This window comes from Corynebacterium meridianum, assembly GCF_016342265.1.
Lineage (GTDB): Bacteria > Actinomycetota > Actinomycetes > Mycobacteriales > Mycobacteriaceae > Corynebacterium > Corynebacterium meridianum.
Genome location: NZ_JAEIOS010000010.1, coordinates 52,359 through 68,297, shown reverse-complemented (window position 1 = coordinate 68,297; position 15,939 = coordinate 52,359). Strand labels below are relative to the sequence as shown.

Sequence of the window (15,939 nt, the reverse complement as noted above, 5' to 3'; positions counted from 1 at the left end):
GGATCCCGGAGGTGGCCGACTGTCAACGTCTACAGCCGGCACACAGTCCGTTGTCAGGTGATGGCGCTAAGGTACCGCTGACCTGTTTCACGACACGCAAGAGGGGACGTCTGCCGCGTAGATGGAAGTCAACAGTGTTCCGGTGATCATCGAGCGGACCCTGGATTTCCTCCAGGGGTTTCCCGTGGAGCTCATGGCGGTGATCGAACTGGTGGTGCTGGTCACTGCCGTGGTCATGTTCCGGAGATTCCGGGCGAAGAGCCCGGACCCGGTCCCCTCGGTCTCCCTGCGGGAGGAGCATCGCCACCTGCTGATCAGGACGATCACCTACTCGGACTTCAGTCGCTCACTCTTCCCGCTGGTGGTGACGACGCTGTTCCCGTTCCTTGTCCTCGTCCTGGCCGTGGGGCTGATACCGGCGGGACTGTTCATCGGTGGAGGCAGCGGAGTGCTGCCGTTGATGTTCCTCGTCATCAACCTCATGGCGGTTCCGTCGGCGTTCATCTTCTATTTCTGGTTGGTCACGGAGCGCGTCTGGCGGGAGATCCCGCAGAGCGACAAGGACACCCTGATCCACGAGTGGAACAGGGTTTTCGCCATCGGGGTCTACGCCCTCACACTGGTGGTCTCCCTGCTCTGCTACCAGTGGTCCCGCGGCGGTGACCTCTTCGTGCTCGGTGACAGCGTGAAGGCCTTGTTCACCCTCATCGTCGCGGTCTACTCCTTCGAGATGACCCGGCTGGCCGCGAGCATCTACTCGCAGCTGTCGGTGCGGGTGTGAACGCATCTGCCCCCTCCGCTTGCGGGGGCTCGCCGGAAACCTCCGCAAACGACCGAGGTTCCCTGATAGCCGGCGGGAGCATGTGCCCGGGGGACGGACGGGGGAGCCGTGAACGTTACAACGGGCCTGTGACAGACAGCCGGCGGTCCTTCGGTCAGGATGCGCCAGGCTCCCGTAGAAGCTGAATCGACGACAAATCCCCGCGTGTGTGGGGCCGGCTCGAGGTGAATGTCCGTGCCGGGCTGTGGGAGGATCAGAACATCCATGTTGATGACCGGGGGCTATGCGACAACCCGGTGTCCCTCACTCAGATCCGTCCACCGAAAGCGATTACATGACCGATTACCCGATGGGCTTCGTCGACATCGGCGCCGTCGCCATGCTCACGAATCCCGACAGCGGACACGGTCGTGCCCGGCACTCCACGGAACGTGCGATGGCGACGTTCCGGGACGCGGGTGTCGAGGTCCTGACTTTTCAGGGGCGTACCACAGAGGATTCCCGACGGTTGACCCGGGAGGCGGTCGAATCGGGCCGCTTCGACGCGATCGTCGTCTGCGGCGGCGACGGCATGATCAACGTTGTGCTCCAGGAAACGGCGGGGACGCAGATTCCGGTCGGGGTGATACCCGCCGGCACCGGTAATGATCACGCCCGCGAGCACGACCTGCCCAGGACGAGCCCGGAGGCCGCGGCGGAGGTCATCGCCGCCGGCTTCACCGTGACAACGGATCTGGGGCGGATCACCGATGCCGCGGGAGGAACGCGGTGGTTCGGCACCGTCATGACGGCCGGATTCGATTCGCTCGTCAGTGATCGGGCGAACCGGATGACCTGGCCGCACGGCTCCGCCCGGTACAACCTCTCGATCGCCGCCGAACTGATCAACCTGCGTCCCCTGTCCTTCTCGATGACGCTGCACGGCAGGCACGCGGTTCCCGGGGAAACCGGTCTGGTCGAGGGATCGTCCCTGGAGTTGTGTGGTTCGGCGATGCTCGCGGCGTTCGGCAACACCCGGACCTACGGTGGCGGGCTGCCTGTCTGTCCGTTCGCCAACCACCGTGACGGACTCCTCGAGGTGACTCTGGTGGATCCCGTGAACCGGGTGCGGTTCGCCTCGTGCATGGCCAGGATCCTCAGGGGGACGCATGTCGAGCTGCCCGAGGTACACAGTTTCCGGGTGCGGAGCGCCCGGGTGTGGGTGCACGGTGTGGACGCGTACGCGGACGGAGAACGCATGGCCGACCTGCCCGTCACGGTCGAGGCGGTGCCCACTGCGGGGAAGTTCATTGTCCCTGCTCCCTAGCGTCATCCTCGCGTCGTCGTGGCCGTGTCATGGCGGGGCCGGTGAATTGGGCTGACGGCGGGCCCGGTGCTTCTCCTGTCCCACCGTCGGGATGCGGGGAGGGGGTGCGATCGGCGGATGCCTCCGGATGATGGAGCCCGGGAACCGGGTGATGGCGGCGGGTCTAGAGGAGTGGGGATGTGTAGGGGGCATTCGGGATTGCGGTCCGGAGGCGTCTGGTCGATGACCCTTTCACGGGGTCCTGACGGTTTCACGCAGCTCCGGACGTATCTGATTCAGCCGGAGGTCCGACATCGTCGCGGATCCCACCGGCACCGGCACGGGGGCACGGTATCGACCCGTTCTCTTTCGCGGAGCCGTGACGGTCTCTTTCCCCGGCATTGATGTCGGGGTCTCGGCCGGTTTTCGCATTAGGGGCTAGCTGGTCACCGGGCGACCTGCGGGTGAACGTCAGGGTGAACGGTCGCTGTGATGGGTGCCGAGTGACTTGCAGGCGGACGCCAGGCTGCTCAGAGCTTTCTGGGGGTGGGGGTGCGTACGGTGGCGAACCGTCGGCTGGAGCGCCCTGACCCATAATTGAAAACGGATTGCAATAAGAACTATGATGAAGCAACCCATCCACACGACCTCTTCAGGAGACCCCATGAGAAGAACTCTGCGTACCGCCGCGGTAACCGCAGGAGCGTGCGTCATCATCGGTGCAGGCGTGGCGAACGCCGGAACCATCGTCGACCATGACGGCCAGACCCGCGAGCGCGCCGGTGCCGTCACATTCACACACCCGGACGTCGAGTACATCCCGGAGGATTCCAGCTACGGCAAGGTGCTGAAGGTCACATGGACGGTCACCAACGACTCCAACGTCTGGGTCAAGTCACTGGGCCCCGGTTACAACGCCGAAGGGAAACGCTACAACGATGCGGTGGGACAGGAGATGCTCGTCCGATGCATCGACGGTGCCGTTCCCTTCGCGCCGGGCACGATCGCCCACTGCGAGCAGTACACCAACGTCACCGACGCGGACGCCGCCGCGGGACACACCAACGAGGAGACCCCCAGGTTCCGGGTCCTCTACGGCATGAACAACGTCAAGGGTGAGTACGAGTGGACCACCGCGGAGACGATTCCCGCGATCAACCTGAACACCGGTGCACCCGTCGCAGACGACGACACCGACACCGGTGACAAGCCGGTGGAGGATGCCCCGGAAAAGCCGAAGGACCGGGGTGTCCTCGGGGTCATCGCCAAGATCCTCGACGCCGTGCGTGCCTTCCTGAACAAGATCACCGGAGGGTCCTTCTCCAGCTAGATCGGGACAACGGGGGCGGGCCGGATCCGTATCGTGGATCCGGCCCGCCCGCTGTCATTCATTCATCCTGCTCCGGGTGTCGTCGCGGTCAACGGTACCCGCCTGCAGGCAGCGGAACGGGACCCGGCGGATCAACCCGTCCGGGCCCCGTCATCGGTGGCTAGTGCTTGTACCAGGGGGTCATCGAGCGGAACTGGTTCGTCCCGCAGTGGATTTCCCCGGTGCCGCGGTGGAGGTAGTCGTAGTCATCGACGAAGATGACCTCGTACCCCGCCTTGGACATCTCCTTCTTCAGGTGATCGGCGAAGACATCGGTGCCGTTGATGTCCGGACCGAACGTCTTCGGCGCGAGGTACGTCTGCCGGTCGCGGAGGATGCCGTTGACGGCGTTCGGGTTGAACGACGCCATGGGGTAGATCTTCGTCGTGTCGTAGGCGTCGTGGAGGTCCATCCGGTACCAGGCCGGGTAGCGGATGATGTCCTGCTCGCCCAGGCCGGTCTCCGCCTTCAGGGTCGCGATGTTCCGGTCACTCACCTCGATGGCGACGGCGTGCTGGCGCTGCATCATCTCGTCGGTGGCCTCCGTGAGTGTGGTGGTGCTGTTCGGGTAGTTGACCAGCTGGACGTCACCGTGTCCTTCGGCGATGAGGTCGGCGAGCATCTTCTTCCCGAGGCCCGGATCCGCGACCAGCAGTTTGAAGCCGGCCGCGTTGTCGGCGGGCAGGACGTGGACGATCTCATCGATGTGCCCGACGGCCAGGTGACTGGTGTCCAGGATCAGGGGATCGTCGTAGCCCTGAGCCGCCAGGAAAGCGAGCTGTTCCGCGGTTGGGGAGTTCGGGTCCACTGGTCCGTGGTCATGGTCATGGTGGGCGTCGGTACCGTGTGCGTGACCGTGGTCCTCGGCGACTAGATCCGGGTTCTGTCGAACTCCGATGATCGCCCGGCCGTTCGGATGAGCTGGTGTCGGCGGCAGGAACTCGAGGTTGCCGCCAGCACTCGGGTCGGACGTTCCGGGCTTCACGTTGATCTCCGCGACGCCGATGTCCCGGCCACGGAGCTGGTACATGGCGTTCTGGCCGTCCTCGGCCTGGTCGACGCGCATCACCATCCGCATGTGGTGCGGGCCGTTCTCACCGGGCATGGAGGTGTGGAAGACCTCGCTACCGTCCTGGATCCACTGGACGTCCATGCCGGGGAGTTTGCGCAGCTCCACATCGCCGAGGGCTTTCTCGAGTCGGGCATTGAAGGGGGCGGCGTTCTTGAAGGAGTCATCCAGGGTGAGCACCGTCTGCAGGTTCTCGGTGTGGTCGTGCCCCCGCAGTGGTGCCTGCTGCAGCTGGACGCGGTCCACGGTGGACGAACCGTCGTCTGTCGTGGTGAGTGTGACGGTGAGGCGACCGTCCCACGCGGTGCGGTCCCGCATCACGTCCAGCCCCTCCACTCCGAGGGTGACGCCGGTGCGCAGTTGCGGGGCGGTCAGCGTCGTTGACGCCGTCACCGGTGTCCAGGTTCCGTCCTGCAGCAGGAAGACGCGGGCGCGGTCGGTGTCGTAGTCGAGGGACGCGGTTGCGGCGTCGGTGAGTTCCGCCGCTGCCTTCACCTGCAGGCGGGCGAGATCGAGCGCGTCCTCGTCACCGTTGACCACCTCATCCGCGGCATCGTTGCAGGCGGCGAGTTCGGCGCGTGGTGTCCCGGCCTTGTACGCGCATCGTGCGGCGTCGTCGTCGAGATTCGCGAGGAAGATCGCCCCGGCCTCGAGGTCGGCGCGGTCCCGGTCGTCGAGGTCGGTGTCGGTGACGTGCCCGTCGCGGTTCGTGTCACCGACGATCGTGGCCAGCGGTGGGGCCGTCGGTGTGGGCTTCGGCGTGATCGAGGAGCCTTCCGAGCTGAATCCTGAGGTCAGACGGTCGGCGAGTGCCTTCCATTCGGAGGAGAGGTTGCTGGAGCCGGTGACGGTGGTGACCGAGTTGATGTAGTCGACCGGGTTGCACGCGGTGAGCGCGAGGGAGGAGCAGGCGAGCGCGGCGAGGGTGGTGCCGGCCCGGAATCGGCGTAGATTCAAGTGAAAAACCTTTCCATTAGTAGTGGTGAACCTAGACTACTGCGAAGATTTTTCATTAAGCAACTGTGGTGGGGAATGGACGGAAACTGGGAATCCACTGGCAGACCGGTGGATTCCGGATTATCGGGGGTGAGGACTCCTACGACGCCTTCCCGAAACGGCAGTTCTGTGCCCGCCCCTGGAACAGATCGATGAGGAAACCCACATCCCCGACGGAGACTTTGAGGATGCGACGTCCGGGGGACCACAGCGTCATCGCTTCGGGTTCCAGGGACGCGATGTCCGCGACCGCCTGCAGATGGTCCGCGTTATGGGTCCAACGCCGTTCGGTCGTGTCGAGGTAGCTGAAAGTCAGATAGTGCCCTTCAACACCGGTGATCCGTGCCGGTTCCCAGATCTCAAGCGTGGGGAAAACAGCGGGATGTAGTGCAGGTGAGCTTTGCGGTGGACCCTGCAGTGGAAGGACGAGGGTATTCCCGGAAATCCCGGAAGTGAATCCGGTGTGCTGTAGGTGTTTTGATCCGGTGTGGTGTTCATGTTGTCTCCTCTGTCAGAATAGCCACTGGACACAGCTGTCCCGTGGCGGGGAGGAGATTGTCGGCGGAAAGCGGTCACGCCACCGTAGCGGGGAAACATGGGATTCCCGACCGTCAGTGTAAATGAGCAGGACGAGTTCTCTCCTGGGGTGGGGATCAGCGGACACGCTCCGTAGAGGTGTACGTGCCCGAGACGCCGGGAAAACGGTCTCGCGTCGGGTCTGAGACAGCGGCGGTTCGGGGGCCGTCCACGTGCACCGTGCACTGTCGGCCGGCCCCGGGCCGCTGGCCTGGCCCCATGATCGGGGCCGGGAATCGCATCCGGGCTAGCCCTTCCTACCCAGCGTTTCCGTGAAGCTGCGCATCATCTGCGGGTAGTCGTCGCGGTCGGTGTGCACCTCGATCATCACGAGCTTGTCGCGGTTCCGATCGGCCTGTTCCAGGGCCGCGTCGAGGGTCGCCGGGGTCGGTGCGTCGAGGACCAGGCAGTTGTCATCGCTGCCGCCGAAGGCGCGGGGGATGTCCTGCCAGTTGAACGGGGTGATGTCGTTGTAGACCTCGTCGGCCCCGTGGATGGCACGTTCGATGGTGTAACCGGAGTTGTTCACCAGGATGATCAGCGGGTTGATGCCCTCGCGGAACATGGTTGCGATCTCCTGCACGGTCAGCTGGGCCGAGCCGTCGCCGACGAGGACGACCATGCGCCGGTCGGGATTCGCCATTCCGGCGCCCAGGGCCGCTGGGATGGAGTAGCCGATGGAGGCCCACAGTGACTGGCCGATGAAGCTGACGCCGAAGGGCAGTGGACTGTCGGCCATGCCGAAGAAACTGGTGCCCTGGTCCGCGATGACGAGGGAATCCTCGGGCAGCCACTCCGAGACCTTCGACCACAGCACATTCTGGGTCAACGGCTCGTCGGGATCCGGCTGGGCCTCCGCGGGAGTGTGGTGTGCCTTCAGCTCGTACGGTGTGACGTCGACCTCGGCGAGGACACGGGCGAGCGCGTCGATCGCGTCGCCCATCTGGAGTGGTGCGAAGGTGCGGCCGCCGATGACGGACTGTGTCGGGGAGATGTCCAGGACCCGGTCGACTCCGAGGTTCATGGAGAACCCGGCGGTGGTGGAGTCGGTGAACTCGACGCCGATGGTGATCAGGCGCTCGGCGTTCTCCACCGCGTCCCTGGTACGGGGGGCGGAGGCCGCACCGAGGTAGATGCCGGCGAAGCGGTCACTGCGCTCGTCGACGAGGGTCTTACCCCAGGTGAGCGTGGCGTAGGGGAGGTTGTTTACGTTGATCATCCGGTCGAAGTTCCCGATGCAGCCGACGCGGTGGACCAGGAGGTCGCCGAGCACGGTGGCGGAGTGGCCGTCCAGGAATTCGGTGGCGGCCCGTTCGAAGGCCTTGAGTGCGGCGCTGGAGGACTGCCTGCGGGCGTGATCAATCTCCAGGGGCACGTCCGAGGGGTAGACCTCGGCGGCGGCGACGTCGGGGGAGAGCACGAGGTATGCCGGACGGCGCTGGGCGAGCATCTCGGTGATCACGCGGTCGATCTCACTGGTGGCGTTGGATGGCGTGAGCCAGGACTGGGCGCAGTTCACGTGCCCGGCCATCTCGTAGAAGTGGGTGAACACACCGTCACCGAGGCTGTGGTGGATCTTCTTCCGGGAGGTGAGGATGTCCGTGACCGGTGCCCCGACGATGTGGAGGACCGGGACGTACTCGGCGTAGGAGCCGCCGGTGGCGTTGATCGCGGAGAGTTCGCCCACCCCGAAGGTTGTGACCATCGCCGCGGCACCCTTGAGACGCGCGTAGCCGTCGGCGCAGTATCCGGCGTTCAGCTCGTTGCAGTTGCCGACCCACGTCAGGCGGTCGTGTGCGGTGACGGTGTCCAGGAACTTGAGGTTGAAGTCACCGGGGACGCCGAAGACGTGGTTGATCCCGATCTCCGCGATCCGGTCGAACAGGTAGTCCGAGACGGTGTAGTTGCTGTTGCCGGATTGGCTCATTGGTGCTCTCCATCTGAAGGTGGGTAGGAGTGGTTCTCTGGCAGGGTGACGGCGCTTTTGGACCGCACCGTTTGTGCATGGGTACATATCCACCTAAGTGGCACGCATCACTTTTCCAGATTACGGGTCGTGCCCGGTTTGCGATGCCCGGCCCCGAGAGGTTGTGATCGCACCTGTTCAGAAGTACCCCCACTGGCCCCCGTTCCCTCGTGGGTGCCAGGGAGTACGGCACTTCGGATTTTCATGGGGGACGGTGATTGATCGTGCAGGCACCACGGAGATCTCTCTGTCCCGGGTTCCGCCGTGGCCGCCACAGGTGTCGGAACCGGGTCCCGCACGGGGGTACGGGCGAAGCCCGGGGCGGACCACGACCCCCGAATCACACCTGCCACCCATCGACCCGTGGGCCGGGGCCGCAGGGTCAGCTGGCGTAGCTGCAGGGGGTTCCGGATCCCTCCTCGAGACCGAACAGCCAGGCCCTGTCGCCGATGGTGACCTGGAGGATGTTGTATCGGTCCGACCACCGGATGTCGGCGTCGGATTCGAGCAGGACCAGGTCGGCGACGGCGCGGAGACGGTCCGCGTCGTGGTTCCAGCGCCGGATCGTGGTGTCGCCGTGGGTGAAGGTGATGAAGTGCCCGTCCACGTCGCCGATGTCCGCGGGTACCCACCCGCCACGCGCGGCGTGGCTCATCCGGATCCAGTGCACCGCGTGTCCGGTGCCGTAGTTCTGGCAACCGGAGGGCAGCGCTGTCGCCCCCAGCTCCGGCAGATAGTCCGGGGTTCCGGTGATGTTCCGGTGTTCGGGATTCGTGTACCCACTCATGTGAACTCCTGGGATTGTCGCGTTCTTCCGCAGGACGGAATTGTCCTGTGGCGGATCTTCCTCCGGGGGCACCGTGCGCGATACGCGGTTGCCAGTCGACGAGCCGGGGGTCTTGTACGTCGAGCTTCTTGATCGTGACCCAGAATAGCAGCGGCACCGTCGCCCGTGTTCTCCGCAGGCTGGCGGGTGCCCCTGTCGTCGGGGGCACCCCTAGACTCGGAGATCCAGTGACCATCGACGGGGAGTGTCCACACATGGGTGCCGTACGACGCGCGGGTTCCGGATCGACACCGGATGAGGGGGAGCTGGTCGATGACCGGGACCCCGGTGAGGTCGGCGATTCCGCGCGCCGTGACGGACGGGCGGAGGGATCGGGAGGGCGTGGCCCCGGTGTGGGCGAGGCTTGCGCGAATGCTTGTGTGGAACCGCCGCTGCTGCGACGCCTGCGCCGGGCGTCGGCATCGATCCCGGAGGGGATGTGGGCGTCCTACGGTGATGTCGCCGCCGCGATCGGGACGGGCGCCAGGGCGGTCGGGACCATGCTCGCCACCGGTTCCGGTTTCACGGGCGCCCACCGGATCCTCCGGGCCGACGGAACGGTGTCGGAGGGGTTCCGGTGGGCGGATGACGGTGACGACCGGGATCCGCGTTCCCTCCTCGCTGCGGAGGGCGTGGTGTTCACGGGTGCGGGTCGGGCGGCGCGGATCTGCCGGATGGAGGTCGACGAACTGCGCGCGCTGATCAGCGCTCCTTCGCCACGAGTGTGAGGACGTCGTAGGTGGCCACGATCTCGTCGTTCTGGTTGTACAGCACGGCGTCCCAGCAGACCTCGCCGTAATCGTCGGTGACCCGCGGCGTGATCCGCTTGGCGGTCAGCTCCACTCGGATCGAGTCGTCGTAGGTCACCGGGGTGAGGAACCGGAGGTTCTCCAGGCCGTAGTTCGCCAGGACCGGGCCCGGTGCGGCGTCGACGAACAGTCCGGCGGCCCAGCTGACCAGCAGGTAGCCGTGGGCGACGCGCCGGGGGAAGAACGGGTTGGCCGTCGCGGCCTCCTCGTCGGTGTGGGCGTAGAACTTGTCACCGGTCTCCTCCGCGAAGGCGGTGATGTCGTCCAGCGTGACGGTGCGCAGTTCGGAGGCGAACTGGTCACCGACGCGGACCTCCGCGAGGGACTTGCGGAACGGGTGGATGCCGGTCCCGTTGTCCACGTCCGCGCGGGTCACCCGCCGGACATCGGCACCCGTGTGCCACACGCCCGTGACGGCGGTGAGATGGTTCGGGGTGCCCTGGATGGCGCTGCGCTGCATGTAGTGCTTCACGCCGCGCACGCCGCCCAGTTCCTCACCGCCGCCGGCCCGGCCCGGTCCGCCGTGCACGAGGTGCGGCATGGGGGAGCCGTGGCCGGTGGAGGTGCGGGCGTCGTCCCGGTCGAGCAGGTGCACGCGTCCGTGGTGGGCGGCGATGCCGCGGGTGAAGTCGCGGACGGTGTCGGATTCGTGGGCGCACAGGGTGGCCACCAGCGATCCCCGGCCGTAGGTGGTCAGTTTCACCGCGTCGTCGAGGGTGTCGTACCCCAGGATGGAGACCACTGGGCCGAACGCCTCGGTCGAGTGGACCGCGGCCTGGGGATCGGCTGCGGTCGCGGGATCGAACGTGAGGATCGTCGGTTCGAGGAACGCGCCGTCCGCGGTCTGCGGGCCACCGGTGTGGACCGTTGCACCTGCCGCGATCAGATCGCACAGGGCGCCGGTGACGGCGTCGCACTGTTCCGCGGAGACCAGCGGTCCCATGGTGGTGCCCTCCGCGTCCGGCGCGCCGACGGTGACCTTCTCGGCGATCATCGCGCCGAGTGCGTCGGCGACGACGCCGACGAGCGGGGCGGGCACGATGGCACGGCGGACGGCGGTGCACTTCTGGCCGGCCTTGGCGACGAGCTCCCCGAACAGGCAGCGGATGTAGGCGGTGAACTCGGGGGAGTCCGGGGTGACGTCGGGCCCGAGGACCGCTGCGTTGAGGGAGTCCGCCTCGGCGGTGAACCGGACCCCGCCGTGCAGGACCGCGTCGTGGGAACGCAGGATGTTCGCCGTCCGGGCGGAGCCGGTGAATGCCAGGTGGTCACGGTAGTCCAGGTGTTCCGGGAGGTCGACGCTCCCGCCGGAGACCAGCTGCAGGGATCCGTCGGGCAGGAGGCCGGAGTCCACCATGAGGCGGACGCAGCGCTCGGTGACGTAGCCGGTCTGCGGTGCAGGCTTCACGATCGTCGGGACACCGGCGATGAATGCGGGTGCGAACTTCTCGAGCATGCCCCAGACGGGGAAGTTGAAGGCGTTGATCTGCACGGCCACGCCCGGGATGGAGGTGTAGATGTGTCCGCCGATGAAGGACCCGTCGCGGGAGAGCTGCTCGGTGGGGCCGTCGATGATCACCGTCGAGTTGGGCAGTTCGCGCCGGGACTTCGAGGAGTAGACGAACATCGTGCCGATGCCGCCGTCGATGTCGATGCCGTTGTCCCGTTTCGTGGCGCCCGTGCGGGTCGACAGTTCGTACAGTTCGGCCTTGTGCTCGTCGAGGTGGAGCGCGAGCTGCTTGATTCTCAGGGCGCGCTCGTGGATGGTGAGCTGCTGCAGGCTCCGCTGGCCGGTGGTGCGTGCGAACTCGACGGCGGCGGCGATGTCGAGTCCGTCCGCGCTGACGCGTGCGACGGGCCGGCCGGTCGAGGGGTCCGTGGCGGTGAGTACGGTGGCGGGGTTCTCCGGGGTCACCCACCCGCCGTTGAGGTAGCTGGGGACGAGGGGCGGTGTTGTGGGGGACATGGGTGGCCTTTCGTTGACGGGCTGGTGGGGTGTGACGGGGGCGGTCTCGGGACAACGTCGGAATAACTGACCAAACGGTCGGGTATTTATGGCTAGAGTATAACGTGCATCACATTCAATCCGGTTCGGATCGCGACCCGGATTCACCTGAACTGAAGGAGAACCTGGTGAGCGAGCAGTACGAGATCTGGACCATTGAGCGGGGCGAGTTCGACCGGAAGATGGGTATCGAGGTGCTGGAACAGTCCGCCGAGAAGGTCGTCGCCCGGATCCCGATCGACGGGAACCGGCAGTCCCACGGGGTCCTCCACGGCGGTGCGATGATCGCCCTGGGGGAGGCGGCGGCCGGATGGGGCGCGCTGATCTACGCCTCCTCCTTCGGCAGGGCCGCCGTGGGCGTGGACATCAACGCCACGCACCACCGCTCCGGTGTCAGCGGCTACGCCACCGCGACGGCGACCGCGATCAGGTTGGGCCGGACCCTGGCCACCTACGAGGTGGTGGTGCTCAACGACGAGGGCAAACGGCTCTCTACCATCCGGGTGACCAACGCAATCATCGAACCCCGCGGCTAGCTTCCGGAGTAGTCGTAGAAGCCCTTACCGGACTTCCGCCCGTACTCGCCGCGGGCGACCATGTCCCGCAGCAGCTGCGGCGGTGAGAAGCGGTCCCCGAGCGTGGAGTGCAGGTACTCCGCGATCCCGAGGCGCACATCCAGGCCGACTATGTCGGTCAGCTCCAGCGGCCCGACCGGGAACCTGTAGCCCAGCACCATGGCGGCGTCGATGTCGCGGGGACTGGCGACGCCCTCCTCGACCATCCGGATCGCCTCGAGCGCGATGGCGACACCGAGGCGCGAGGACGCGAACCCGGGGGAGTCCCGGACCACGACGGGGGTCTTGCCCAGGGCCTCGACCCACCCGCGGGCGGTGTCCACCAGTTCATCGTCGGTCGTGTCCGCGACGACGATCTCGACGAGCTTCGACGCCGGGACCGGGTTGAAGAAGTGCAGGCCGATGACGTTGCCGGAGCCGTCGACGGCGCCGGCGAGCTCCGTCACGGACAGCGACGAGGTGTTCGTCGCGATGACCGCGTCCGGGGCGTGCGCCCGGATCGAGGCGAAGGCGTCCGCCTTGAGGGCGGGATCCTCGGGGACCGCCTCGACGACGAGGTCGCAGTCGGTGAAGGCGGCGTGATCGGTGCCGCACGTCAACCGGTCGAGCCACGTCGACGCCGGTCCCTCGGCACCGCGCTCGATGGAGCCGTGCACGGCCTTCTCGATCCGCTGCCGGGCGGCTTCGGCGGCGGAATCGTTGATGTCGACGACGGTGACGTCGCTGCCTGCGGCGAGGAAGGCGTGGGCGATTCCCGCGCCCATGCGTCCGCCGCCGAGGACGCCGACGCGGTTCGGGGTACGTGGTGTGGTGTTCATTCAGGGGTTCCTTTGACTACTTGTTGTTCCGGCGATCGAGGAACGCCTGCATACGGGCGTGCTTCTGCTCGGATTCGAAACAGATGGCCTGGGTGATGTTGTCGATGGCGGGGTGCGCCGAGGCCGGCATGTCGAACAGCTGCTTCGACAGGCGGACCGCCAGCGGATCCTGCTCCGCGATCCGGTCGGCGAGCGCATCGGCCGCGTCGATCAGCCCGTCCGGGTCCTCGACGACCTCGCTGACCAGATGCAGGTCCAGTGCCTCCCCGGCGTCCAGGATCCGGCCCGCGAGCAGGATCTCCTTGGCCACGGTGGGGCCGACGATCTCCTTCAGCCGCCACAGCCCACCGGCGGCGGCGATGATGCCCAGACCGGTCTCCGGCTGCCCGAACTTCAGGTGCCGGGTCGCGATCCGGAAATCGGCGGCGAGCGCGAGCTCCGCGCCCCCGCCCAGCGCCCAACCGTCCAACGCGGCGATGACCGGCATGGGGAGCGCGGCGATGCGATTGAAGATCGCCGAGTTGATGCCCCGCAGGGCGTCGTCACGGGAGCGCTCCTTCAGCTGCCCGATGTCCGCGCCGGAGGCGAAGATCCCGCGCCCGTCGAGCCGGGTGCCCGTGAGGATCAGGATCTTCGGTTCGCGTTCCAGTTCCCCGCACAGCTGGTGCAGCTCGGCGACCATCCGGTCGTCGATGGCGTTGCGGACCTCGGGGCGGTTCATCGCCACGACGAGACGGTCGGCACGGGGCCGGACGTCGAGGGTGGAGTAGGTCATCGGTCCTCCCCGCACAGTTCGAGAGCGAGGGCGGCGCCCTGTCCGACGCCGATGCACATGGTCGCCAGGCCGCGCCGGGCACCCTCGTGCTCCATCCGGTTCAGCAGGGTGATGGCGATCCTGGACCCGGAGGAGCCGAGCGGGTGACCGAGCGCGATCGCCCCGCCCCAGGTGTTGACGATCCCCGGGTCCAGGCCGAGATCACGGATGCAGGCCAGCGACTGCGTGGCGAACGCCTCATTCAACTCGACGGCGTCGAGATCCACGATGCCCCAGCCGATGCGGTCGAGGAGTTTCCGGGTCGCCGGGACCGGGCCGAGACCCATGACCTCCGGTGCGACACCGGCGGACGCACCGCCGACGACCCGGGCCCGCGGGGTCAGGCCGAAGCGTTTCAGGGCGCGTTCGGAACACACCACCACCGCGGAGGCGCCGTCGTTGAGCGAGGAACTGTTGCCCGCGGTGACGACCTCGCCGCCGGCGACGACCGGCTTCAGCCGGGCGAGCACCTCGGTGGTGGTGCCCGGGCGCGGGCCCTCATCGGTGTCGACCACGGTCACCGCTCCCTTGCGCCCGGTGACCTCGACGGGGACGATCTCGTCGTCGAAGTGTCCCGCCTCGATGGCGGCTGTGGCCCGCTGCTGTGACTGCGCGGCGAACGCGTCGGCGTCGGCGCGGCTGATCCCGCAGACCCGGGCGACCTCCTCGGCGGTCTCCGGCATGGAGAACGTCGCCTTGTCCCGTGCCGCGAGCACCGGGTTGGTGAACCGCCACCCGATGGATGTGTCGGTGATCTCCCCGGGTTTGGCGAACGGCTTTTCGGGTTTCGCCATGACCCACGGGGCGCGGGACATTGATTCGACGCCGCCGGCGATGACGATGTCGGCGTCGCCTGCGCGGATCATGGTGGCGGCGAGGGTGATGGCGGACATTCCGGAGGCACAGAGTCGGTTGACGGTGATTCCGGGCACGGTGTCCGGGTAGCCGGCGATCAGCCACGCGAGGCGGGCGACGTTACGGTTCTCCTCGCCGGCGCCGTTGGCGTTGCCGAGGATCACCTCGTCGACGGCTTCCGGTGGAATGCCGGTGTCGTCGATGACTGCGCGGAGGCAGGTGGCGGCGAGGTCGTCGGGGCGCACGGTGGACAGGGCGCCGCCGTAGCGGCCGACGGGGGTGCGTTTTCCGGCGACGATGAACGCGGAGTTGCCGGGGGCGTCGTCATGGTGCGGTGTCGTCATGGTTTCTCCTGGAGAGGCGGGCTGGTCGTGCGGTGACTGGGGCGGGGTGGATCAGCGTCCGTGGAAGACGGGGCGCCGTTTCTCCTTGAACGCCGCGAATCCCTCGGCGTAGTCGGCGGAGGAGCACAGCTCACCCTGGGCGATGTTCTCCGCGTGGACGGACTCCCAGAGGCCGATCCGCTCGTCGCGGATCGCGCGGACCAGCTCGCGGGACGCGAGGAACGCCTGCGTCGCGCCGGTGGCGGCACGCTCGGCGGCGGCGCGGGTGAAGGAGTCGAGTTCCTCCGCGGGAACCGAACGGGAGAACAGCCCGGAGGAGACGGCCTCGTCACCGCTCATCAGGTCACCGGTCACGATGAGATCCATCGCGCGGTGCGGCCCCAGTCGTTCGACGAACAGCCAGTGTCCGCCCGAGTCGAGGGTCGCGCCGAGGTTCGCGAAGGGGGAACCGATCTTCGCGTTCCCGGCGACGTAGACGATGTCGGTGGCCAGGGCGAGCCCCAGCCCGACCCCGAGGCACGCGCCCTGGACCGCCGTGAACGTCGGCGCGGGGAATGCGGACATCTGCTTCAGCAGCGGCGTGACCTCCCCGTCCAGGTAGGCGGTGGCGTCGTCGGTGGCGGGGTCGACACCGGCGATGTTGCGGCCGGCGCAGAACCCCCGGCCCTCCCCGCGGAGCACGAGCGCGCGTACGCCCTCGTCCGCGGCGCGGGTGTAGGCGTCGGAGAGGTCACTGACCGCCGCGGAGTCGAGGGCGTTCATCGCCTTCGGGTTGTTCAGGGTGACCACGGCGACGGTGGCGTCCCCGGCGGCGTGGAAATCGAGTTCGATCATTGGTTGTCCTCGCGGGG

13 protein-coding genes and 1 riboswitch are annotated in these 15,939 nt (G+C 67.1%); of the genes, 5 read left to right on the top strand and 8 right to left on the bottom strand.

Translation table 11 applies throughout. The features are described from left to right. Window positions 1–121: 121 nt before the first annotated feature. The 3 genes from JDV75_RS02665 to JDV75_RS02655 all read left to right on the top strand — a co-directional run bounded on the left by JDV75_RS02665 (window position 122) and on the right by JDV75_RS02655 (window position 3,396). Window positions 122–781 (top strand): hypothetical protein, encoded by a 660-nt coding sequence (locus JDV75_RS02665; RefSeq protein ID WP_198737720.1) that lies wholly within the window; start codon window positions 122–124, stop codon window positions 779–781. A 334-nt stretch (window positions 782–1,115) separates the two neighbouring features. Beyond that, complete coding sequence (locus JDV75_RS02660) at window positions 1,116–2,087, top strand: diacylglycerol kinase (protein WP_232958124.1); 972 nt, start codon at window positions 1,116–1,118, stop codon at window positions 2,085–2,087. Window positions 2,088–2,730: 643 nt separating this feature from the next. Next, complete coding sequence (locus tag JDV75_RS02655; protein WP_198737719.1) at window positions 2,731–3,396, top strand: hypothetical protein; 666 nt, start codon at window positions 2,731–2,733, stop codon at window positions 3,394–3,396. A 160-nt stretch (window positions 3,397–3,556) separates the two neighbouring features. Here JDV75_RS02655 and JDV75_RS02650 read toward each other — a convergent pair whose 3' ends face one another. From JDV75_RS02650 to JDV75_RS02640, 3 genes are all read right to left on the bottom strand, one after another. Next, a complete protein-coding gene (locus tag JDV75_RS02650) occupies window positions 3,557–5,461 on the bottom strand; it encodes a protein-arginine deiminase family protein (protein ID WP_198737718.1) in 1,905 nt (634 codons plus the stop codon). Window positions 5,462–6,323: 862 nt separating this feature from the next. Further along, window positions 6,324–8,003 (bottom strand): alpha-keto acid decarboxylase family protein, encoded by a 1,680-nt coding sequence (locus JDV75_RS02645; RefSeq protein WP_198737717.1) that lies wholly within the window; start codon window positions 8,001–8,003, stop codon window positions 6,324–6,326. A gap of 421 nt (window positions 8,004–8,424) precedes the next feature. Beyond that, complete coding sequence (locus tag JDV75_RS02640) at window positions 8,425–8,829, bottom strand: hypothetical protein (RefSeq protein WP_198737716.1); 405 nt, start codon at window positions 8,827–8,829, stop codon at window positions 8,425–8,427. Window positions 8,830–8,845: 16 nt separating this feature from the next. Further along, window positions 8,846–8,963, bottom strand: a riboswitch (SAM riboswitch). On the opposite strand from JDV75_RS02640, the gene JDV75_RS12095 reads away from it, so the two are divergent. Then, window positions 8,964–9,596: an MGMT family protein gene (locus JDV75_RS12095; RefSeq protein WP_198737715.1), complete on the top strand. Its 633-nt coding sequence runs from the start codon at window positions 8,964–8,966 to the stop codon at window positions 9,594–9,596. On the opposite strand, the gene paaZ is transcribed toward JDV75_RS12095, so the two are convergent. Further along, complete coding sequence (paaZ, locus tag JDV75_RS02630) at window positions 9,571–11,643, bottom strand: phenylacetic acid degradation bifunctional protein PaaZ (RefSeq protein WP_198737714.1); 2,073 nt, start codon at window positions 11,641–11,643, stop codon at window positions 9,571–9,573. The genes JDV75_RS12095 and paaZ overlap by 26 nt on opposite strands. 221 nt (window positions 11,644–11,864) lie before the next feature. Between paaZ and JDV75_RS02625 the strand changes: the two genes are divergently transcribed. After that, window positions 11,865–12,218 carry a PaaI family thioesterase gene (locus JDV75_RS02625; protein ID WP_198737822.1) on the top strand — a complete coding sequence of 118 codons (354 nt, stop codon included), beginning with the start codon at window positions 11,865–11,867 and terminating at the stop codon, window positions 12,216–12,218. On the opposite strand, the gene JDV75_RS02620 is transcribed toward JDV75_RS02625, so the two are convergent. The 4 genes from JDV75_RS02620 to JDV75_RS02605 are packed head-to-tail and all read right to left on the bottom strand — an operon-like array spanning window position 12,215 to window position 15,922. Continuing rightward, window positions 12,215–13,075: a 3-hydroxyacyl-CoA dehydrogenase family protein gene (locus JDV75_RS02620; protein WP_198737713.1), complete on the bottom strand. Its 861-nt coding sequence runs from the start codon at window positions 13,073–13,075 to the stop codon at window positions 12,215–12,217. The genes JDV75_RS02625 and JDV75_RS02620 overlap by 4 nt on opposite strands. Before the next feature lie 16 nt (window positions 13,076–13,091). Continuing rightward, window positions 13,092–13,850, bottom strand: coding sequence for an enoyl-CoA hydratase/isomerase family protein (locus tag JDV75_RS02615; protein WP_198737712.1), 759 nt, complete (start codon window positions 13,848–13,850; stop codon window positions 13,092–13,094). After that, the gene (locus JDV75_RS02610; protein ID WP_198737711.1) at window positions 13,847–15,088 is read right to left on the bottom strand and encodes a thiolase family protein; all 1,242 of its coding nucleotides are present in this window, start codon (window positions 15,086–15,088) and stop codon (window positions 13,847–13,849) included. The genes JDV75_RS02615 and JDV75_RS02610 overlap by 4 nt, the downstream gene beginning before the upstream one ends. Window positions 15,089–15,139: 51 nt before the next feature. Beyond that, on the bottom strand, window positions 15,140–15,922 hold the full coding sequence (locus tag JDV75_RS02605; RefSeq protein WP_198737710.1) for an enoyl-CoA hydratase/isomerase family protein: 783 nt from the start codon (window positions 15,920–15,922) through the stop codon (window positions 15,140–15,142). Window positions 15,923–15,939: the final 17 nt, after the last annotated feature.

What these genes read in the sequence shown, in the direction of transcription:
- JDV75_RS02665 (WP_198737720.1), top strand. Translation starts at nt 122, where the DNA reads ATGGAAGTCAACAGTGTTCCGGTGATCATCGAGCGGACCCTGGATTTC.
- JDV75_RS02660 (WP_232958124.1), top strand. Translation starts at nt 1,116, where the DNA reads ATGACCGATTACCCGATGGGCTTCGTCGACATCGGCGCCGTCGCCATG.
- JDV75_RS02655 (WP_198737719.1), top strand. Translation starts at nt 2,731, where the DNA reads ATGAGAAGAACTCTGCGTACCGCCGCGGTAACCGCAGGAGCGTGCGTC.
- JDV75_RS02645 (WP_198737717.1), bottom strand. Translation starts at nt 8,003, where the DNA reads ATGAGCCAATCCGGCAACAGCAACTACACCGTCTCGGACTACCTGTTC.
- JDV75_RS02640 (WP_198737716.1), bottom strand. Translation starts at nt 8,829, where the DNA reads ATGAGTGGGTACACGAATCCCGAACACCGGAACATCACCGGAACCCCG.
- paaZ (WP_198737714.1), bottom strand. Translation starts at nt 11,643, where the DNA reads ATGTCCCCCACAACACCGCCCCTCGTCCCCAGCTACCTCAACGGCGGG.
- JDV75_RS02625 (WP_198737822.1), top strand. Translation starts at nt 11,865, where the DNA reads ATGGGTATCGAGGTGCTGGAACAGTCCGCCGAGAAGGTCGTCGCCCGG.
- JDV75_RS02620 (WP_198737713.1), bottom strand. Translation starts at nt 13,075, where the DNA reads ATGAACACCACACCACGTACCCCGAACCGCGTCGGCGTCCTCGGCGGC.
- JDV75_RS02615 (WP_198737712.1), bottom strand. Translation starts at nt 13,850, where the DNA reads ATGACCTACTCCACCCTCGACGTCCGGCCCCGTGCCGACCGTCTCGTC.
- JDV75_RS02610 (WP_198737711.1), bottom strand. Translation starts at nt 15,088, where the DNA reads ATGACGACACCGCACCATGACGACGCCCCCGGCAACTCCGCGTTCATC.
- JDV75_RS02605 (WP_198737710.1), bottom strand. Translation starts at nt 15,922, where the DNA reads ATGATCGAACTCGATTTCCACGCCGCCGGGGACGCCACCGTCGCCGTG.